This window comes from Eubacterium pyruvativorans, assembly GCF_900102225.1.
Classification (GTDB): domain Bacteria; phylum Bacillota; class Clostridia; order Peptostreptococcales; family Anaerovoracaceae; genus Aminicella; species Aminicella pyruvativorans.
The window spans coordinates 38,136-58,890 of sequence record NZ_FNBF01000010.1; the positions used below are offsets into that span (position 1 = coordinate 38,136).

General features: G+C 55.0%; 19 protein-coding genes and 1 pseudogene. 2 read left to right on the forward strand and 18 right to left on the reverse strand.

From position 1 onward, the window contains the following. Window positions 1-255 precede the first annotated feature (255 nt). The 8 genes from BLQ24_RS05130 to BLQ24_RS05165 form a co-directional block, all read right to left on the reverse strand. Complete coding sequence (locus tag BLQ24_RS05130) at window positions 256-1,089, reverse strand: hypothetical protein (RefSeq protein ID WP_143004255.1); 834 nt, start codon at window positions 1,087-1,089, stop codon at window positions 256-258. Continuing rightward, a complete protein-coding gene (locus tag BLQ24_RS05135) occupies window positions 1,083-1,778 on the reverse strand; it encodes an ABC transporter ATP-binding protein (RefSeq protein WP_090163357.1) in 696 nt (231 codons plus the stop codon). The genes BLQ24_RS05130 and BLQ24_RS05135 overlap by 7 nt, the downstream gene beginning before the upstream one ends. After that, window positions 1,775-2,227 (reverse strand): GntR family transcriptional regulator, encoded by a 453-nt coding sequence (locus tag BLQ24_RS05140; protein WP_090163359.1) that lies wholly within the window; start codon window positions 2,225-2,227, stop codon window positions 1,775-1,777. The genes BLQ24_RS05135 and BLQ24_RS05140 overlap by 4 nt, the downstream gene beginning before the upstream one ends. A gap of 231 nt (window positions 2,228-2,458) precedes the next feature. Further along, the gene (lpdA, locus tag BLQ24_RS05145) at window positions 2,459-3,862 is read right to left on the reverse strand and encodes a dihydrolipoyl dehydrogenase (protein WP_090163361.1); all 1,404 of its coding nucleotides are present in this window, start codon (window positions 3,860-3,862) and stop codon (window positions 2,459-2,461) included. Window positions 3,863-3,881: 19 nt separating this feature from the next. Continuing rightward, complete coding sequence (locus BLQ24_RS05150; protein WP_090163363.1) at window positions 3,882-5,126, reverse strand: dihydrolipoamide acetyltransferase family protein; 1,245 nt, start codon at window positions 5,124-5,126, stop codon at window positions 3,882-3,884. 18 nt (window positions 5,127-5,144) lie between these two features. Continuing rightward, entirely contained in the window at window positions 5,145-6,128 is a 984-nt protein-coding gene (locus BLQ24_RS05155) for an alpha-ketoacid dehydrogenase subunit beta (protein ID WP_090163365.1), read from the reverse strand. Window positions 6,129-6,146: 18 nt separating this feature from the next. After that, window positions 6,147-7,112 carry a thiamine pyrophosphate-dependent dehydrogenase E1 component subunit alpha gene (locus BLQ24_RS05160; RefSeq protein ID WP_090163367.1) on the reverse strand — a complete coding sequence of 322 codons (966 nt, stop codon included), beginning with the start codon at window positions 7,110-7,112 and terminating at the stop codon, window positions 6,147-6,149. Window positions 7,113-7,213: 101 nt separating this feature from the next. Next, the gene (locus tag BLQ24_RS05165) at window positions 7,214-8,284 is read right to left on the reverse strand and encodes a zinc-binding dehydrogenase (RefSeq protein ID WP_090163369.1); all 1,071 of its coding nucleotides are present in this window, start codon (window positions 8,282-8,284) and stop codon (window positions 7,214-7,216) included. A 275-nt stretch (window positions 8,285-8,559) separates the two neighbouring features. On the opposite strand from BLQ24_RS05165, the gene BLQ24_RS05170 reads away from it, so the two are divergent. After that, window positions 8,560-9,243, forward strand: a complete 684-nt coding sequence (locus tag BLQ24_RS05170; RefSeq protein ID WP_090163371.1) for a Crp/Fnr family transcriptional regulator — start codon at window positions 8,560-8,562, stop codon at window positions 9,241-9,243. Window positions 9,244-9,414: 171 nt separating this feature from the next. Here the strand turns inward: BLQ24_RS05170 and BLQ24_RS05175 are convergent, their stop codons facing one another. The 10 genes and pseudogenes from BLQ24_RS05175 to BLQ24_RS05215 form a co-directional block, all read right to left on the reverse strand. Next, on the reverse strand, window positions 9,415-10,473 hold the full coding sequence (locus tag BLQ24_RS05175) for a DctP family TRAP transporter solute-binding subunit (RefSeq protein ID WP_090163373.1): 1,059 nt from the start codon (window positions 10,471-10,473) through the stop codon (window positions 9,415-9,417). A 105-nt stretch (window positions 10,474-10,578) separates the two neighbouring features. Beyond that, window positions 10,579-11,865, reverse strand: coding sequence for a TRAP transporter large permease (locus BLQ24_RS05180; RefSeq protein ID WP_090163384.1), 1,287 nt, complete (start codon window positions 11,863-11,865; stop codon window positions 10,579-10,581). Beyond that, a pseudogene (locus BLQ24_RS05185) lies at window positions 11,865-12,233 on the reverse strand (TRAP transporter small permease); the annotation flags it as partial. The pseudogene BLQ24_RS05185 and the gene BLQ24_RS05180, both read right to left, overlap by 1 nt. A 15-nt stretch (window positions 12,234-12,248) precedes the next feature. Next, the gene (locus BLQ24_RS10435) at window positions 12,249-12,383 is read right to left on the reverse strand and encodes a hypothetical protein (protein WP_272867337.1); all 135 of its coding nucleotides are present in this window, start codon (window positions 12,381-12,383) and stop codon (window positions 12,249-12,251) included. A gap of 311 nt (window positions 12,384-12,694) precedes the next feature. Next, complete coding sequence (gene lpdA, locus BLQ24_RS05190; RefSeq protein WP_090163388.1) at window positions 12,695-14,416, reverse strand: dihydrolipoyl dehydrogenase; 1,722 nt, start codon at window positions 14,414-14,416, stop codon at window positions 12,695-12,697. Between the two features lie 20 nt (window positions 14,417-14,436). Continuing rightward, entirely contained in the window at window positions 14,437-15,702 is a 1,266-nt protein-coding gene (locus BLQ24_RS05195) for a dihydrolipoamide acetyltransferase family protein (protein ID WP_090163390.1), read from the reverse strand. Between the two features lie 19 nt (window positions 15,703-15,721). Further along, on the reverse strand, window positions 15,722-16,702 hold the full coding sequence (locus BLQ24_RS05200) for an alpha-ketoacid dehydrogenase subunit beta (RefSeq protein WP_090163392.1): 981 nt from the start codon (window positions 16,700-16,702) through the stop codon (window positions 15,722-15,724). Then, on the reverse strand, window positions 16,702-17,700 hold the full coding sequence (locus BLQ24_RS05205; RefSeq protein ID WP_090163394.1) for a thiamine pyrophosphate-dependent dehydrogenase E1 component subunit alpha: 999 nt from the start codon (window positions 17,698-17,700) through the stop codon (window positions 16,702-16,704). Before BLQ24_RS05205 ends, BLQ24_RS05200 begins: the two co-directional genes overlap by 1 nt. A 166-nt stretch (window positions 17,701-17,866) precedes the next feature. Next, complete coding sequence (locus BLQ24_RS05210; protein WP_090163396.1) at window positions 17,867-18,364, reverse strand: PPC domain-containing DNA-binding protein; 498 nt, start codon at window positions 18,362-18,364, stop codon at window positions 17,867-17,869. Window positions 18,365-18,474: 110 nt separating this feature from the next. After that, window positions 18,475-19,260 carry an MBL fold metallo-hydrolase gene (locus BLQ24_RS05215; RefSeq protein ID WP_090163398.1) on the reverse strand — a complete coding sequence of 262 codons (786 nt, stop codon included), beginning with the start codon at window positions 19,258-19,260 and terminating at the stop codon, window positions 18,475-18,477. 1,275 nt (window positions 19,261-20,535) lie between these two features. On the opposite strand from BLQ24_RS05215, the gene BLQ24_RS05225 reads away from it, so the two are divergent. Continuing rightward, window positions 20,536-20,755: transposase (locus tag BLQ24_RS05225; RefSeq protein ID WP_176755839.1), on the forward strand; the 220-nt coding region annotated here is incomplete at its 3' end.

The following is a 20,755-nucleotide window of genomic DNA, read 5'->3' on the forward strand; positions in this document are numbered from 1 at the left end:
ATGCAAGGGGATCGATATGAGTAATATAACCACCTTCCCAGAACTGCATCTTCCGGCCACCGGGTGCGAAAACAGCCATTTTTCTGTTTCCGCACCATGCCAAATCATGTCGTCCATGATTTACGGCTGAAACGGCGGGAAACAGGTGCGAAATCCGAAAAAGCTGAGATTTCGCACCCTGCGGGACGAACGCCGCCCCGCTAACCGACCGGACTCACGTCGGGCGACCGGACTCACGTCGGGCGACCGCCGCCCCTATGCCAGATTCAGACGGCGGGACAGAATCACGGAAGTGATGACCCAGTAGATCACCGCAACCACCAGTTCAAAGAGCGCAAAGTACAGGAGCGCCATGTGTCCCGCATAAGCACCGGAATACAGGAAGATCCGGTTCAAGAAGATGTCTAACTGGGCCGCATTGAGATTAATCAGATTGACCAGGAGCGTGCCGATGACACCGAAACCGATATACGCCAGCACCGCACCGAAAACCCGGTGATTACTCCAGAGGTGGCCGATGGAAATCGACGCATAGATCCGCATCACTTCTGCCGCTGCCCCCAGTATCAAGACCAGGATGATCTGCAGCACATAGAGAACCTCTTCTTTCTGGCTGCCCAGCTGCTCCGCAATGCCGGGCCAGAATCTCATGAGGAGTTGGCCAAAATAATGAGGACCGAAGGCCGCCGTGCTCAGGAGGACCAGAGACAGCAGTCCCGTCAGACATCCCAGTATCACCCAGATCGTGGCGGATATGCCCTTCGCCGTCACATGGGTCCGGACTTTCACCGGCAGGGCGAACATGAGATGTCCCGGCGCTCCCAGCAGATTCCGGTAGAAGCTCTGAATAATCATGATCAGTGTGATCAGGCCACCTGCGAAGCAGGAGGCTCCGAAGATGAAGCCCAGCGTAGTCACCATCGTTCTGCGGTACCCCTGCGAAGTTACCATATTACCAACCAGTCCGTAAGAATGATTTCCACCGAGGGATAATCCGAACAGTACGGACAGGGCCAGCATGACCAGATATGCCGGCACCAGAATGCGGCCCATGGTCTTGAAATCATATTTCATTAATTTTCTCAACATCTGAATACCTCCCGGAATAATCCATCCACGCTCTTGCCGTCCTGTTCCCGGATTTCATCTGCGGACTTGTGCAGCACCACCTGGCCATTCTGCAGAAACACGATATCATCCAGCACCGTCTCAATATCTGCAATCAGGTGGGTAGAAATCAACACCAGCGCATCCTCTGAATAATTACTGATGATGGTTTTCAGGATGAAATCTCTTGCCGCCGGATCTACACCGGCGATCGGTTCATCCAGCAGATAGACCCGGGCTCTGCGGCTCATGGTCAGAATCAGCTGGACCTTCTCCCTGGTCCCCTTGGACATTTTCCCGTATTTCTGCTTCGGCGGGATATTCAGATCCGCCAGCATTTCCTGGGCCCTGGGCCGGTCGAAATCTGCGAAGAAATCTTCATAGAAATTCAGGAGCTGGATGACATTCATATAGTCCGGCAGGAAATCCCGGTCCGGAAGGTATGCGACTTCCGCCTTGGTTTCCGGTCCCGGTTTCATGCCGTCCACCAGCACCTCTCCTGCGGTGGGAACCAGAAGGCCGGCAGTCAGCTTGATCAACGTCGTCTTCCCGCTGCCGTTCGGTCCCAGGAGACCGACGATCTGCCCCTTCTCCAGATTCAGATCCACACCGTTCAGAGCATTATTCCCACTGTAGATTTTTGTCAATCCCTTACATTCCAACAGGCTCATTTCCCGCTCCTTTCTGCGTCCGCCGTCTCCACCTCAGGACGCCGGCCGGCTTCCGCCGATGACGCCAGAGCTTCCGCCTTCGCTTCCGTCTGCTCCGCCCAGCGCCTTACGGTATCAAAGATTTCTGCCGTGCTCATTCCGAGCCGTCCCAGATTCCGAAACAAATCCTCCACGTATCCGGCCGCCAGATCCCGCCTGAGTTTCGTGAGAATATCCTCGTCCCAGGTGATGAACCGTCCGGCGGTCCGTTCGCTGTGCAGCAGACCGCCGGCTTCCAGTTCCGCCAGCGCACGCTGCATTGTATTCGGATTCACGCCGGCCTCCATTGCCAGATCCCGCACCGACGGCATCTTCTCTCCGGACTGGTACTCTCCGGCTGCGATGCTGATCTCCAGCCTCCGTACCAGCTGACGATAGATCGGAATCCCGTCTTTGAATTCCCATGCCATATCCATTCCTCCTCTTGAAGTTCGTTGTCTTCCCTGTGTTGTTGTATTAAGTACTTAGTACAATAATGCATCCATCGTCATTTGTCAACCGATTTTCAGATTCTTTCAGAATCCGTCTACCGGGATCTTTCAAGGTATTAAAAAAAGCCGGACGCAAAACGGATTTCTCGTTTCTCCGTTTCACGTCCCGCAATTCGATCGCATTCCGCTTATCTGCTGCGTATCTGCTGCTTATCTGCGTTTCGGCGGCATATTCAGGGTGCGCCCCATCACGTCCAGCGCCGCTTCCCGCATGGTTTCGCTGACCGTCGGATGAGAGTGGATCGTCTCCACCAGTTCATCCACCGTCGCCTCCAGGTCGATGGCCAGGGCTCCTTCCACAATCAGGTCCGTAGCCCGGGGCCCGATGATGTGCATGCCCAGCACCTCACCGTACTTCGCTCCGGCGATGATTTTCACCAGCCCCTCGCCGCCATTCAGGATCAGGGCTTTTCCGTTGGCGGCCATCGGGAAGGTTCCGACTTTGTAATCAATCCCCTTTGCCTTTGCCTGCTCCTCGGTCAGCCCCACCGATGCGGCCTCCGGCTCCATATAAACACAGGTCGGGTTGGTCCGCTCGTCATAGTGGGCTTCCTGTCCCATGATGTTCTCTGCAGCCACCTCGCCCATGGCGGAAGCCGTATGCGCCAGCTGGGCGTAACCTTTCACGCAGTCGCCGATGGCGTAGACGCCGGGCACATTGGTTTCCATCCGGTCGTTGACCAAAATGGCCCCCCGCTCGTGCTTCACACCTCCAGCATCCAGATTGAGCGATCCGGTGTTCGGCTTTCTGCCGATGGCCACCAGGACTTTCTCAGCTTCAAAGGCGACAGGCTCTCCGTTCCGCTCACAGTTCACCCGCACACCGTTCTCCGTCTTTTCGAAGGACCGGACCGGTGTGGAAAGATGAAATTCGATGCCCATCTTTTTCATATGAGCAAGTCCCACCTTGGTCAGATCCCCGTCCAGCATCGGCAGTATGTGATCCATGGCCTCCACTACTTTCACCTTTGTGCCGAATCCGGCATAGGCGCAGGCCAGTTCCACGCCGATGACGCCGCCGCCCACAACAACCATGGTCTCCGGCAGTTTCTCCAGGGACAGGGCCCCGGTGGAATCGATACAGTCCGGATTCTCCGCCAGTCCCGGAATCGGCGGTGCTGCATTCACTGAACCTGTGGCCAGAATGACCGCATCCGCCGTCACGGTTTCCTTCGTTCCGTCTTCCCGGGTAACCGTAAGTTTCCGGGGCGCCGTGAAGCAGGCCTCCCCCGTCACCGTCTTCACCCGGTTCGCCTTCATCAGTCCCGCCACACCGCCGACCAGCCGGTCGGACACTTCATTCTTGTGGGCAATGATCTGTGGAAAGTTAACCTTGACTTCCGGCACTTCCACGCCGATTTCCGGCCCCTGCTCCAGGATCATTTCCATGAGTTCTGCGCTGTGCAGAAGGCACTTCGTCGGAATACATCCCACATTCAGGCAGGTGCCTCCCAGCCGGCCCCGCTCGATCAGCGTCACTTCCGCTCCCAGCTGCGCCGCCCGGATCGCTGCGATATATCCGCCCGGGCCGCCGCCTACAATCGCTATTTTCATGCTCTCATTCTCCTTCCTGTTACGCCAGGATCATCTCCGGATGCTCGATATAGGCCTTGATATCCGCCAGCAGCCTTCCCGTCATCATACCGTCGATGACCCGGTGATCCACGGTGACGAAAATATTCATCATGGATCCCACACCGATGGTGCCGTCTTCCTGTACCACCGGCTTCTGCACCGGCTGTCCCACGCCCACGATCAGCACCTGGGGCGGATTGAGGATCGGCGTCGCCATGTGAATCGGGAACATGCCTACGTTAGTGATCGTCAGGGATGCACCGGAAGACTCATCCGGCAGGAGGGATTTCGTCTTGGCCCGCTCTGCCAGATCCTTTACCTTACGGCTGATTTCCGTCAGCGTCATCGTATCGATGTGCTTCACCACCGGCACCATGAGGCCGTCTTCCGTGGCCACCGCCACGGACAGATCCACGTGGCTGTGTTCATACAGCGTGCTGCCGTCAAAGGTTGCGTTGGCCATCGGATGCTTCAGCATGACCTTCCCCAGCATCTTGCACAGCAGGTCGTTGACCGTAATCTTCACCCCCAGCATCTCCTGGTCCTGCTTCAGGGATTCCCGGAGAGTCAGCAGCTTCGTGGCGTTGACTTCGCAGGCCATGGTGCACTGGGCGGTCTGCTGCACGCTATTATACATATTCTTCGCAATGGCGGCCCGGACGCCCTTCCAAGGAATCTCGGTGATGACGCTTTCCGCAGAATCCGCACATCCTGCCGCAGGGCGAGGCGCCGCCAGATAGGCCTCCACATCCCTGGCCCGGACCCGGATGCCGTCCGCTCCGGTCGGTGTGACGTCCAGGATGTCGATGCCGGCCTCTTTCGCCATCTTCTTTGCAAGGCCTGTTGCAGACACTCTCCCGGACCGCTTCGCCGGAGCAGAAGTGGAGCCCGGGGCAGCGGCCGGCCCAGGGGCCGCTTCCGGCTTCGATGCCGGCTCCTCCGCCGGAGCTGAATCCACTGCGGAAGACGCACCGGCGCCGGCAGAAGCGATCTGCTCGTACTCCGTCTGATCCTGGGCGAGGTATGCGATCAGCCCGCCTACCTTCACGGTGTCCCCTTCCTTCGCCACCATGTGAATGATGCCGCTGTCCAGCGCCTCATATTCAATCATATTCTTTTCATTCTCATACTCCATCAGGACATCGCCCTTCTTGACCGACGCCCCCTCCGGAACCTTCCATTCGCTGATGGTCCCCTCCACCATGGTGAGTCCCGCTCTCGGCATGACTACTTCTACACTCATGTGCGCTTCTCCTTCCCGTTACTTCACCATACTCCGGATTGTTTCACAGATGTTTCCCGCATCCGGGATGACATACCGCTCCAGCGCCATGTTATACGGCATTGGCACATCCAGGGCGGCGATCCGCTCCACCGGTCCGTCCAGCTCATCGTACATTTCCTTCTGGAATGTGGCGGCATACTCGGCGCCGATGCCCGCCGTCTTGTTACTTTCCTCCACAATGGCGCAGAGGTGGGTCTTGGCGATCGACTGATAGATGGTTTTTTTGTCCAGCGGCGCAATGGTGCGCGGGTCAATCACTTCCACCGAGATGCCCTCTTCCGCCAGGATCTCCGCCGCCTCCAGTGCCCGGGGAACCATGAGGCCCACGGCGATCAGCGTGACGTCGGTGCCTTCCCGCTTCACATCTGCCAGACCGATCGGAATGGTATAGTCACTCTCGAAGACCTCCTGATCGATTTCCTGCTTCTGCTGGTAGAGGAGCTTCGGCTCACAGAACAGAACCGGATCGTCACTGCGGATCGCTGATTTCAGCAGACCCTTCGCATCATAGGCACAGGACGGGGTGATGATGGTCAGACCCGGCGCATGCATGAACAGGGACTCCACCGTGTTGGAATGTTCCTCTGCTGCGCCGTTGGAGGCGCCGGATGCGTTCCGGATCACCAGCGGCAGCCGGTATTTCGGGCCGTGCATATATCTCCACTTGGAAACCAGGTGGAAAATTTCCGTGAATGCCGGCATGGTGAAGTCGGAGTACATCAGCTCCGCCACCGGCCGGAGTCCGGTCTCTGCGGCGCCGATGGCCGCACCGATGATGGCTGTCTCCACAATCGGGGTGTTCCGGACCCGGTCCGGTCCGAATTCTTCCAGCAGGCCCCGGGTGAGTCCGAAGATATTCCCGAATTCCGCCACGTCTTCTCCCCAGATCAGCACATTCTCATCTCTCTGCATCTCTTCCCGCAGGGCCGCGGTAATGGCATTTCCATATGTATATTTCATCGTTTCCTCCTGCTTCGATTATACGTAAAGGTTTTCGTAAATATCCTCCGGCGTCGGCTCCGGCGCTGCTTCCGCTTCTGCGATAATCGCCTCCAGCTTTTCGGCGAACGCCGCCTTCCTGGCATCCATCTCCTCCCGGGTCAGAACGCCTGCCGCCAGAAGCTTTTCCTCAAAATTCTTCACGCCGTCCTCTTCCGTCATTTTCTGAGCCGTTACGTCCTGATCCCGGTAGGCGCACTGATCTCCTTCGAAGTGCCCCCGGAACCGGTAGTCCCGCATCTCCAGCACCGCCGGCTTTCCGGTAGAACGGACGTAGTCGAACATTTCCTTTGCCGTTTCGTACACCGCCAGCACATCCGTGCCGTCCACGGTTTTCGACGGCATGGCGTACCCTTCCGCCTTATCTGCCAGCGCATGAGGGGTCCGGTAGGAATACTCGAACGGCGTGGAGATGGCGAACCCGTTGTTTTCGCAGCAGAACAGCACCGGCACTTCCCAGCAGGATGCCAGGGCCATGGCTTCTGCCACAGGTCCCCGGTTGGAGGCTCCGTCACCGACAAAATATACCACGATGTCGTTCGTCTTCTTCAGTTTCTGGGTCAGGGCCGCACCCACCGCAACACCTGCATCGGATCCCAGGATGCCGGACATGCCCAGAATGTGATGATCATAGTCACCTACATGAAGGATGCCGCCTTTCCCGCCGGCATTGCCTGTCTTCTTCGCCAGGATTTCCGCCCAGAACTCCTTTAGCGGTGTACCCGCAATCACTACGGTCGAAGGCGGACGGTGGGACGGGCGGATCCAGTCTCCTTCCCCCTTGTTCGCCAGCACACCCACATAGGACGCTTCCTGCCCCACACCGCTGTGGATATGGCCCGGAATTCTGCCCTCCGCATACAACTCCACCAGTCTGGTTTCCAGCATTCTGGTTTCCATCAGTTTCTGATAGATGTCCGTCAGAAATTCATTGGAATAGCTCATAGTATCCTCCTCATATCATCATAGGTTTATTATTCGGTTCCTTACGATTCGGTTTCCTGTTTTTCGATTTCCTGCGCTGCGGTGCCTTCTCCTGTGGTTCCTTACGCTTCTGCCGGCGGCACATCCGGGTACAGCAGCATCTTTCCCGGCACCCCGCTCCGGACTGCTTCCACCGCCCTGTCAATGTCCCGCATCGGGTATTTCCCGCCCAGAACATATTCAGACCGGAAATACGGGCCGGCCATGACTTTCGCGAAATCATCCCAGGTTTTCCAGATCAGCCGCCCGGATATCCCGGTGACTTCCACCTCCCGGTAGAAAACGTCGTTGGCCAGATCCAGATGGATCTCCCGGGTAGGAAGGCCCACACCCACGAACCGTCCGCCGCTTCGCAGTGCCTTCACCGCCGCAGTGATCGCCTGCTGGGAACCGGTGATGTCGATTGCCGCATCCGCCCCCCGTCCGCCGGTCATCCGGCGCACAGCCTCTGCTACATCTTCCCGGCCGGCGTTCAGGGTCACATCCGCCCCCATTTTCTCTGCGATGGCCAGTTTCTCATCGATCAGATCGCAGACGATGATCTGCTGCGCTCCGAAAGTTTTCGCAGTGGCCACGGCGGTGAGTCCGATCGGTCCGCACCCGCTGATCAGCACATTCTTTCCGGCCACTTCCGCTTTCTCCACACCGTGAACACCGGCCCCCATCGGTTCGAACAGTACCGCCGTTTCATCCGGAATGGAAGAATCTTCAATGACATAAGTCACATCCCAGCGGACTTTCGCATATTCCGCAAAACCGCCGTCCTGCGACACTCCGAACAGCCGGAGATTCTCACAGATTTGTTCCATGCCGCTTGCGCACGCCGCACAGTGGTGGCAGGCAATATGGGATTCACAGGAAACCCGGTCCCCCACCTTCCGCTGCGTCACATCTCTCCCCAGGGCCACAATCTCACCGCAGATCTCATGCCCCGGAATAAACGGCGCTTTCGCCCAGTTCCGGGTCCATTCGTCCCATTCCATGATGTGCAGATCCGTTCCGCAGAGTGCTGCCACGTGAACCCGGATCAATACCTCGTCCGGACCGGGTGCCGGCACCGGCAGATCTTCCCGCCACCGGAAGGGGCCCGGAGCGGCCTCTTCTTTCACCAAGCCTTTCATATATTCCGTCATACTATCCTCTCTCCTGCCTTTCCTTCATCGGGTCCGAGAGCCTCCCGCCCCTCGCCTTGTCTGTTATTCTAATGCATTGAAATCCGGACACTTCGTAACAAATTATACAGTTATTCTGTTATTTATGAAAATATACAAAAATACATCGTTTCTTCCTGGATCTGGCCTCGAAATGCACCGCCTGTCCGGCGGCTGAAATGTAGTCTGTTATACATTCTCATGATATAATAAGCGGGTAAGATAGCCGGTACAGACCGAAAAGACAGGGGTGAACAATGGGACAGAACATGGTAATTGATGAATCCTGGCAGGTGCTGCGGAAGATTTTCGAGACCCACGGCATCCGGCGAACGTACGAAAAGGACAATTTTATCTTCATGAAGGCGGAGCAGGCGCAGTACATCGGCTTCATCACCTCCGGACAGGCCCGAACGGTGGTGACCAACAGTGACGGGGATGCGCTCACGCTGTTCTATCTGGGAGAAAACAATATGATCGGCAGTGAATCTCTGCTGAAGCGGGACGTGTTTCCCGTCATCATCAGTGTACAGGCGATTACGGAATGCACTGTGTACCTGCTGCCGAAGAAAAAATTCTGGGATATTTTCGAATCCGAAGATCTGTCCAAGGATCTGATCATCCAGCATCTGGTGATGCGTATCACCACCCTGAGTGACTATATCGCCTGCTCCCATTTCCGGGACAACCGGAAACGGATCGCCTATTTCCTGCATTCCAATTATATGCTGAACGGGCCGGTTATCAGTCATACCAACGAGCAGATTGCCGCCATCACCGGCGTCAACCGGGTGTCGGTGAACCGGATCATCAATGCGCTGGCCCGGGACGAAATTCTCCGGCCGGAATACAAGAAAATCGTGATTCTGGATGACGAACGTCTCCAGAGCATTTTCGGCTCCCTCAGCCTGTTCGGTGAGGTGGATGTGAAGCAGCAGTAATCGCAAGAAAGAGAGGACCCGCGCCTAAGCGCAGGTCCTCTCTTTCTCTTTTCCGGATCCCCGGCCCGTGAGCTCAGCTTCCCGAGCCGGGGATCCCTATAATGCGGCAAGAAATATCGCGTCTTGCATCATAATCAGTTGGTAAATGATTCAGTGTTTCTGATCTCGGAACTACTTCGCGCCGAATGCGGACAGCAGGCTGTCAGCATCTGCCTGCTTCATTCCGCCCTTGACCAGTCTCTTCTCGAAAGCAGACCATGTAGGATCGGACAGCTTCTTGAACTGGTTCATCTCAGCATCTGTTGTCTTGTGGAACTTGATGCCCTTCTTCTCCCACTTAGTCATAACCTTCTTGTCTTCGGAACGGTTCAGCTTCTTCTGGTATGTGCAGGCTGCCTCAGCATCCTTGGAGAGGATATCCTGTGTATCCTTGTCGAAGCTGTCCCACTTCGCCTTGTTCATTGTGAGGAACAGGCAGTCATAGGAACCGGTCCAGTATGTGCAGTACTTCTGTACTTCCTGGATGGAGGAAGAATCAGCTGTCGGCAGCGGGTTCTCCTGTCCGTCATATGTTCCTGTCTGCAGTCCTGTGTAAACTTCGGACCAGTTCGCCTTCGTGTAGTCAGCGCCCCAAGCCTTGTAAGCATCCATCAGTACTGTGGATCCTGCAACACGGATCTTCAGACCCTTCATGTCTGCCGGAGTCTTGATCTCTCTCTTGGAGTTCGTCACGTGTCTGAAACCGTTTTCACCAACGCCCAGGAGGACAACGCCCTGCTTCTCCAGAGCGCTCTTCAGAGCATCTCCGCCCTTGCCGGCAAGAGCCTTGTCAGCAGAGGCTGTGCTGTCGAACAGGAACGGCAGGGAAACAACTGCGAACTGCTCGTCCAGTCCGGACCAGATGATGTTCGAATGGAAGGACATGTCTGTCGTTCCGTCGATAACCGCCTGAATACCGGCAACCTGGTCACCGTTGGTCAGCTGGTCGGAAGCATAAAGCTGAATCTTAACCTTACCGTCTGTGTCCTTCTCAACGTCCTTAGCGAACTTCTTCAGAGCCGTAGCCCATGTGGATGTGTCACCAGCGGAGAACGCAACCTTCAGTGTCGTGGCTTTGGAGCTTCCGCCGCCGGATGATTTCTTCGTCGATCCGCCGCCGCATGCTGCGAGCATCGCAACGGATACTGTGAGGCAAAGCACAACTGCAAGTACTTTCAATGTCTTTTTCATTTTTCCCCTCCATAAATACCAGTTATAATTGACGCGATATCATTTTCTGCACCTTGATTAATCTGAATTATCTAATATTATATGCCTGCCGCTTCAGGCTGTCAATTATTTACCCAGAATACCGATGGACAGCGCCGGGATGTATGTGATCAGCAGCAGAGCGATGATCAGAACTGCGCAGCACTTCAGCGCCGGGCGAACCATCTCCGTTACGGATACATTCGGTCTTCCCGGGATCCGGAGTCCGGATGCCACGAACAGGTTGACACCTACCGGCGGTGTAACCTGACCGATTGCCAGGTTGACGGTGGCGATGACACCGAATTGAACCAGGTCGATGCCCATGGCCTGTGCAACCGGGAACATGATCGGGATGAAGATGTACATCGCAGAGTTCGCATCAACGAAGCATCCCGCAATCAGGAAGATGATGTTGATCACCAGCAGGAACACATACTTGTTCGGCATGGCGCCCAGCAGTCCCTGTGCGGAGGCCGCAATTCCCTGGGTCGTGCAGACATAGGAGAACAGGGATGCGCATCCGATGATGATCATGACAGAACCGGATGTTGTGACGGAATCAACGAAGATCGACCACAGATTGGACGGCTTGACCTCTCTGTAGATGAACAGACCGACGATGAGTCCGTATACAGCGGATACCGCTGCCGCTTCTGTCGGAGTGAAAATGCCGCCGTAGATGCCGCCCAGGATAATGACCGGCATCAGGAATGCCCAGAAAGCCTTCACGAAGGACTTGCCTCTGGCACCCCAGCTGGACTTCGCTCTGTGTGCCTCGATATGAGCCGACTTACATTCCATCTTGATCAGAACAACCAGCGCAACACCCATCAGGATGCCCGGGATGATACCGGCCATGAACAGGTCTCCTACCGCAGCTCCTGTAATGGAGGAGTATACGATGAAAGCGATAGACGGCGGAATAACGATGGCGATGGAAGACGCAGCCGCCAGCAGTGTGGTGGCGAAATTCGGCTTGAATCCGTCCTTGTCCACCATAGCCGGAACCAGGATGGAGCCCAGCGCCGCAACAGTAGCCGGACCGGAACCGGACAGCGCACCGAAGAAGCATGCTACAATGACGGATACGATGGCGATTCCGCCTTTCTTGTGTCCTACGCAGGCATCTGCGAATTCAATCAGTCTGTCGGAAATACCGGCTTTCGCCATGATATTACCGGCCAGAACGAAGAACGGAATAGCCAGCAGCAGGAACTTCGCCTGCCCGGAATAAATATTGATTGCAATAATGGAGAGCGGTACTCCCGCATACAGCAGTGTCAGCGCTGCCGAAAGTCCCAGTGCGACAGCAATCGGCACATTCAGAATCAGCATGATGATGAATGAACCAAACAGAACAGCATTAACCATTACTTGTCCACCTCCTCTGGTTCACCATGAATCAGTGCATGAATCTGATCGAGTGCGAATTCAAAATAATGCAGGAAGAAACAGATACTGGAGAAAACCAGTGCGCCTGCGGTGAAGTACCATTCTTTCATACGCAGAACGTCTGTGAGCTTATTCGTTGTGTACAGCATCTCTGTTCTCTGCAGACCATAATGGAAGATAAGAATGAAGAAAATAACGCCGATCACTACGTCCAGCAGGTTCAGGATTCTCTTTCCCTTGTCATTAAGTGCTGTATTCAGCAGCGCCATACTGACGAGTCCGCCGTCCTTGCTTGCCAGCATTGCGGCGCCCATCATGGACATGATAGCGAAGAGATTAATTACAACCTCTTCTGTGAAAGACTATGCGGTCGGCAGGATGTACCGGGAAAGTACATTGCCGAACGTCAGGGCAGTAACTGCGACCATCAGAATTACTGTGATGACCTTCTCCAGCATACCCCAGCCCTTCATGAACTTTTTGTACGCATTGTACATGAAATTGACCCCCTTTCCGGTTACGGCGCACAGCGCCTCGCTCGGAAAATTCCAAATTATCACCCGTGACGATGGTACGACTTCATATTCTGATAACGTCTTCTTCACCGGCTCGTCACATTACACAGATAATTATACTACAATCAGAATTTTTATCTACCTTTTTCACTGCATTGCAGTAAAGTCTATGTTAATATTCCTGTCCGGGAGAAATGAAATCGTCACGAATCACAATCCGATAATTGGTGCAGAGTACCCGGGTCATTGTCTGGCTCGGGGCACTCTGCATATTAACTTGTTGTCAGACGGAATTACTTTCTCTTCTTCTTTGAAGGAGGCATGTTCATCGGTCTGTCTTCCGCCACACAGGCTGTATCCCGTACGGCTTCATAGATCGTCGGATGGGAATGGATCGTCGCAATAACATCATCGATCGTTCCTTCCATATCCATGGCAATGGCTGCTTCTGCAACCAGATCGGATGCTCTGGCACCCAGTACGTGGAATCCGAGGATTTCGCCGTACTTGTCATCTACAATGAACTTCATGGTACCCAGGCCGCCGTTTTCGATCAGCGCCTTGGCATTGGCCGTCAGCGGGAATGTGCCCACATGGTACGGAATGCCCTTCTCCTTCACCTGCTCCTCGGTCAGACCGACGCCGGCAAATTCCGGATTGGAGTATACCGCAGAAGGTTCCACGCCGCCGTAATGGGAGTCGCCGCCCATGATATTCTCTGCAGCGACCTCGCCCATGGACATGGCCGTGTGGGCCAGCATCGTCTTTCCAACACAGTCACCGATGGCCCAGATACCCGGCACATTGGTTTCCTGTCTGTCATTGACTGTGATGCGTCCTCTGTCGTTGGCGATGCCTGCCGCATCGATGTTCAGTCCGTCGATGTTCGTTCTTCTGCCGATGGCAATCAGGACTTTCTCCGCTTCATAGGTTTCGGTGGCACCCTTGTGATCCACGGTAACCTTCACGCCGCCGGCGGTCTTCTCGATCTTCTGCACCATGCACTCCAGATGGATATCCATACCCTGATCCTTCGTCATGATCTTCTCCAGCTGCTGTGCCAGTTCCCCGTCACATGGTCCCAGAATGCGCGGCAGACCTTCCAGAATCGTGATCTGCGTGCCCATCTCCTGATATGCCGTAGCGAATTCCACACCGATGACGCCGCCGCCCACAATGATCATGGACTTCGGCTGTGTCTTCAGAGACAGCGCTCCGGTGGAATCAATGACACCTTCCGTGTCCAGTCCCGGAATCGGCGGAGCGAAATTCTTCGAACCGGTAGCGATGACCGTTGCGTCGAAAGACATGTTCTCTGTGGTTCCGTCTTCCTTCGTCACCTTCACCGTCTTCTTGTCCACGAACTCAGCCGTGCCCTTGATGACCTTGACCTTGTTCGCCTTCATCAGCGCCGAAACACCGCCGCTCATTCTGTTGACGATGTATTCTCTCTTCGCCTGAACCTTGTCCCAGTTCACGCCCTTGAACTCACCTACGACACCGATGTCATCCATCTGCTTGAAGGACGCTGCCACATCGCCGCTGTGTACCAGAACCTTCGTCGGGATGCATCCGATATTGACGCAGGTTCCGCCCATCTTCGACTTTTCAATGACCGTAACCTTCGCACCCAGCTGGGCCAGTCTCACAGCACAGGTGTATCCGCCCGGGCCGCCGCCGATGATGCCGACCGTTTCCACGTCGGATTTCTTTGCCGCAGGAGCCGCAGGGGCCGCCGGTGCCGCTGGAGCTGCCGCCGGTGCATCAATCTTCTCTCCCGGTGCGCCGATATATGCGATGACACCCTGTACCGGAATATCTTCGCCTTCTTCTGCTACAATTTTCAGCAGAACGCCGTCTTCCTCCGCTTCCAGATCGTTGGTCAGTTTGTCTGTGGCGATCTTGCAGATGACGTCACCCTTCTTTACTTCATCTCCCTCATGCTTGACCCATTCATCGACGGTACCTTCCTCCATCGTCAGGCCCAGCTGAGGCATCTTAACTTCTGTTGCCATTCTGATTATTCCTCCTTCGGTTACAGCAGAATCGACATAGGATCCTCAAGGATATCCTTGATTGCCTTCTCGAACTTCACTGCCTCTGCGCCGTTGATTACTCTGTGGTCATGAGTGTAGCAGATCCGCATTACCTGACGCTTTTCAATCTTGCCTTCCTCATCCATCTGAAGTTCGTCTTCCGTTGCGCAGACACCGAGGATACCGGAATCCGGCTGGTTAATAATCGGGCTGAAGGATTCCACGCCGAACATACCCAGGTTGGAGATGTTGAATGTGGATCCGTGATATTCTTCTGCTGTCAGCTCGCCGCTCCGGGCTCTGGAAGCCAGGTCCTTGGAAGCCTTGGATACCTCTGTCAGCGTCATCTTGTCCGCATCCTTGATGACCGGTGTGATCAGGCCGCCGTCATCCGTGGATACAGCCATACCGATATTCACGTGAGCTCTCTGGATGTAATTCTTTCCGGCGTAGCTGACCCGTGCTTCCGGATGCTCTCTCAGCGCCTTGGCCACTGCCTTCAGTACCAGATCGTTGACGGAGAACTTGATGCCATGGGCTGCGCCGTACTCTGCATTCAGCTTCTTGCGGAATGCCAGCATGTCGGTCACGTCCACCTTCATCACATGGGTAACCGTCGGGATCTCCTGGGCAGACTGGGTCATTCTCTTCGCAATTGTCCGCATCATACCGGACATCTTCTTCACTTCGTCGCCGTCCTGCAGTTCGATGCCGTCCACCGTCTCCGGAGCCGGTGCTGCCGCAGGTGCCGGAGCTGCTGCCGCTGCTGGAGCCGCTGCCGCCTTCGCCATCGCAGCTTCGATGTCCGCCTTCACGATCCGGCCGTTCGTTCCGGAACCGGTGAGACCGGTGTAATCCACGCCGTTCGCTTCTGCGATCTTCTTCGCCAGATGGGAAATCCGGACTCTTCCGCCTGCTGGTGCTGCCGCAGGTGCAGGAGCCGCTGCCGCAGGTGCAGGCGCTGCAGCTTCCGCCGCCGGTGCCGCTGCTGGAGCCGCATCTGCTGCCGGTGCATCCACCGTTTCCCCTGCCTGGCCGATGTATCCGAGAATACCCTTCACCGGAACATCTTCGCCTTCCTGTGCGACGATCTTCAGCAGAACGCCGTCTTCTTCCGCTTCGATATCATTCGAAAGCTTGTCTGTCGTGATCTTCAGCACGACATCGCCCTTCTTTACTTCGTCACCCTCGTGCTTGACCCATTCGTCTACGGTTCCTTCTTCCATAGTCAGGCCCAGCTGAGGCATTAAGATTTCTGTTGCCATTCTTTCATACCCTCCTTCATTACTTGTTCAGGACCTTCTTCACTGCCTGGACGATATCATCCGGCTGTGCGAAGTTGAGGTCTTCCAGTACAGGGCTGAACGGAGAAACGATGTTCGGCGCACAGACACGCAGTACCGGTGCATCCAGCTCATCATACAGATCCTCGTTGATCTGGGCTGAGATCTCACCTGCATAGCTGCCTCTCTTCGTCTCTTCGGAAACGATGACAACATTATGTGTCTTGGATACAGACTTCACAATTGCGTCCCAATCCAGCGGAACCAGGGAACGCAGGTCCAGCACCTCGGTGCTGATGCCCTCTGCCGCCAGCTTGTCCGCCGCTTCTTCTGCGAATCTGGCTTCTCTGGACCATGTGATGACCGTGATATCCGTTCCTTCTCTGGTCACATTCGCCTTGCCCAGCGGTACGATGTAATCCTCGTCCTCCGGAACTTCACCTTTCTTCGCATAGAGCAGCTTGTGTTCCATGATCATGACCGGGTCATCATCTCTGATGGCCGCCTTCAGCAGACCCTTTGCATCTGCCGGGCATCCCGGAGCCACAACCTTCAGGCCCGGGAAGTGGCAGAACAGCGCTTCCAGAGACTGAGAATGGTGACCGGCGTTTCTTCTGCCGGAACCCATCGGCAGACGAAGTACCATAGGTACCTTCACCTGTCCGCCCGTCATATATCTGGTCTTCGCCGCCTGGTTGAAAATCGGGTCGCCGCAGACCGTGATGAAATCGTTATACATCAGCTCCGCTACCGGACGAAGTCCTCTCATCGCCGCAGCAACGCACATGCTGGTGAAACCCTCTTCGGAGATCGGCGTATCAATGACACGACGGGCACCGAACATGTCCCGGAGTCCGATGAAGCATCCGAAAGTGTTGCCCATGACACCGACGTCTTCACCCATCAGGAATACCTTGTCGTCGCGGTTCATTTCCTCGATGGCCGCTTCACGAATGGCCTTACTGTATGTTAACTTCTTCATTATCTTGCCACACACCTTTCATTATCATCCGCATATACATCCGTTAAGAGCGTATCAGTATCCGGATACGGGGATTCGTCTGCGTACTTAACTGCTTCATCCATTTCCGCATCCGCATCTGCATGGATCTGATCCAGTTCTTCCTGGGTCATGCCGTATTCTTCGATCAGCTTCTTCCCCAGCTTTTCGATCGGATCATGCTTCATGGCTTCTTCCATGTATTCCTTCGGACGATAGTTCGCCGGATCACCGCAGTAGTGACCCTGATATCTGTAAACTCTGGCCTCCAGCAGGTACGGTCCCTTTCCGGAACGAGCCCATTCCATGGCTTCCTGCATTGCCTCATAGACTGCGAATACATCGGTGCCGTCTACCGTTTCGCCCTGCGCATTGTATGCCTTCGCTCTCTCGGAGATCGTCTCGGTGTTCGTCACTCTGTGAATATCCGTGGATACACCGTAGCTGTTGTTCTCCACGAACCATACCAGCGGCAGCTTCCAGGTGGCAGCCATGTTCAGACATTCATGGAAAATACCCTGGTTCGTGGAAGAATCACCGAAGCAGCCGACGGTGACCGCTCCGTCATTCAGATACTTGGATGCGAAAGCAGAACCGGCGGAGATACCCTGACCGGCGCCGACGATACCGTTTGCGCCCAGCGCACCCAGACCTTCGATATCAGTAATGTGCATGGAACCGCCCTTGCCCTTGCAGTAGCCGGTTGCCTTTCCGAACAGTTCGGCCATAGCCTTCTTCGGATCAGCGCCCCGGGCGATCGCGTGACCGTGGCCCCTGTGTGTGGTGCAGAAATAGTCATTCTTGCCAATCGCTGCGAAAGCGCCTGCTTCTGCAGCTTCCTGACCGATACTCAGATGAATGTTGCCTGCCAGCATGCCTTTCATGAAGCAGTCTGCCGCATGCTCCTCGAAGGATCTGATTCTGACCATTGTGCGGTAGAAATCCAGAGCCTGTTCCTTTGAATACGTTTTCTTAGCCAAATTCTTTCACACCTTTCTTAAAAAGAATTACATGAAGTGTTATCTGCAAACAGTCCGGTCCGGGACTGACCCCGAAGCTGCCCGATGCAGCCCTCCGTCTTCCGCCTGATGCGGTCCGGATATTGATCCCGCCGGCCTGTAATTGCCTTGATTTCTGTTTCCGGCGCTATACCTCGATCTGCGTCGGATTGAAGATTGGCACGCCCAGTTCCTTGTCGAACGCACGTCCCATGTTCACTTTGCCCCCAATCTCAGCGATGATCACGTCTGTGGTCAGCAGCACCTTCGTGCCTTCCACCAGGTGTCCGCCGTGGCCGCCGCCGTGGCGATCACTCAGATCCACATGGACATGCAGATTCGTGTTGCCCTCCGCATCGTGGCAGATGATTCCGCTCATGCCGGTGAGTTCGATAACACCCACCAGTTCCAGCGGAGCGCCGTATCCGTAACCGGACGGGGAATCCTCCAGCTCAATCGGGTTGCAGTATTTCACGCCGTTCAGGCTGCCCATCCCCGTGAGGATGACGCCGTTGCTGATGTTCGCACGCTTGCAGGCCTCTTCCAGCCCCAGCAGCACATCTGTGCCCGGTCTCAGTCTGACCGCAACCACTCTCGTGAGGGTACCGCCGTCAGCCAGCTCCAGGATGTCGTTGTCCTTCGCCATAATTCAAACCTCCTGTAATCACTCCTGTATATCGTCTCAGCTCTCTCTTCCGGCTTCCCGGAATGTCTGATATGACCTGTTTTCCTGCCTGCCCGCCGGACAAAAAATCCTCAGAGGACGATCCTCTGTCCCGGCTCCGACAGTGCTGTCGCTTTCCCCTTCCGGGGATCCCTGTTCCACTGCTCCAGATTCCGTTCCGTCATGCGCCGCATGCCCATTCGGTCATCCCCTTCGTAGGGGAGATGGTAAATAATGTATTCCTCCGCCTCCAGCGTACCCCGGAAAAAATGTCCGCCCCGCATCTCGTTGAAAAACAGCGGGTTGATGAATACCCCCCGGAGCGGCACATCACGCAGCCGGAGAAAGTTCTCGCTGACATAATCCACATCCGCCGTGATCAGGACATTCTTCTGTCCGAACGTAATGAGATAACAGTAGTTTGCCACATTTCTGAATTTCCGGTCCAGATGTCTGGTCCGCAGTGCCTGCACCGATACGGCAGGTTCAATTCCATAGTGTGCATTATTGGTAAATTTCGACAATTCAACACAAGAAATGCCGTTCTCTTCCAGATAATGTTCCAGCACCGACCCGACGATGCCTTCCGACGGGAGAAAAATCCCTTTCACACGCCGCTCCCTGAGATACCGCAGCGTCATCTCCCGGGAAAAATGATCCGGGTGATCGTGGGTGAACATCAGGTAGTCAACCCCGTCATAAGGAGCCTTCCCACGGAGCATCCTGCTCCATTGATTTCCGCTCAGATTACTGAACGGATGCCCCTGACTCCCGTAGATTCCGTCTATCATGATTTTCGTTCCGCAGTATTCCATCAGCAGCCCGGCATTGGCAATGAGCGATACATTCAGATCCCCATTCACTGTGCCAACTTCCATGAAACCCCTTTTCTATTTATGCATAAAGCACATATCCCGAAAACGCGGTCGAAAACCTGTTTCTAATTCAATACCTCTTATCTATAAGCGACTATACACTTTCATGTATGAAAAGTCAAATTCAGCTTCCATGGTCCGGATCGGCTGACATGACAGTATTTCAACGGATTCAGCGATTATGGCACGAAATGACAATTTAAAGTATACATGGCGAAACCGTTGAAAATATGCGGTTCTTATTGTTACGATAAGTAAATCTTTTCATTGAAAAATCCGCCTCGTTCATCCCCGCCGACCCCGGTTCCCGGGCAGAATCCTCATGCGGCCCGCCGTATTTTTATGCATGCAATATTCATTTTCTGAATGGCCTGCCAATCATCAGCATTTTATATCTTCACGATAAGCCATGTTTATTCAAAGTGTCAGATTTTTTGATGCATTTGTTCATCGCTGGCAGGCACGGCCGGATGGGAACGGTCCACCAAGGTGCAGCGGCCGGCCGGATGAGAACGGTCCTCCAAGGCGCGGCGGCCGGCCGGATGAGAACGGTCGACCAAGGTGCGGCGGCCGGCCGGATGGGAACGGTCCACCAAGGCGCAGCGGCCGGCCGAATGGGAACAGTCCACCAAGGTGCGGCGGCCGGCCGAATGGGAACAGTCCACCAAGGTGCGGCGGCCGGCCGGATGAGAACGTTCCACCAAGGCGCAGCGGCCGGCCGGATGGGAACGGTCCTCCAAGGCGCAGCGGCCAGCCGAATGGGGAATTGTATACAATCTCCGCCTGCCGGGGCCTGTATCATCAAGTTGTATACGATCTCCGTGTATACTGTATGGAAAAGGTGCGGAATCGACCCAATATCCCCGATCCGCACCCAAAATGCCGGATTTCAGGGTGCGATTTCGACAGAAAAACTTGATTAATATATTTCCGTCCCCTCCGAGGGTGCGATTAAGGAAAAATCTGGATTTTCGCACCTGATTGGGCGGTCAGATAGTATACGATTCGGATGCACCCGGGCGTAGTTAAGAAAAAAATATACCAACTTCCGATCGATCATTCCCACGGCCACCGAGACGGGACAATCGATCGGACGAAAAGACGATGACAGCACCGGATTCATGGGCGTTGAGTAGATTAATTACGATGTCAAAATCTGGTGTTGGCGGCGTCCGTATAATGGTGTAAATTGAAAAATTAAAAAGAGCCAGGTGCTCGACCTTTAGGTATAATGAAAATCGACCAAAATCACCATTAATACCAAGGAAGGAGAACACGATGGCTCAACTCAATATTACATTGAATCAGGAGGAAATTCTACAATTACTTTCCGTGGATCGCGATGAAGCGTTCCGGACACTGCTCACCAACAGTCTCAACAGCATCCTGAAGGCGGAGTCTCAGGAACAGCTTCGGGCTGCGCCGTATGAGCGTTCTGACGAACGCACAGACAGTCGCAACGGCATCCGCAGCCGGACCCTGAAGACCCGGATCGGCA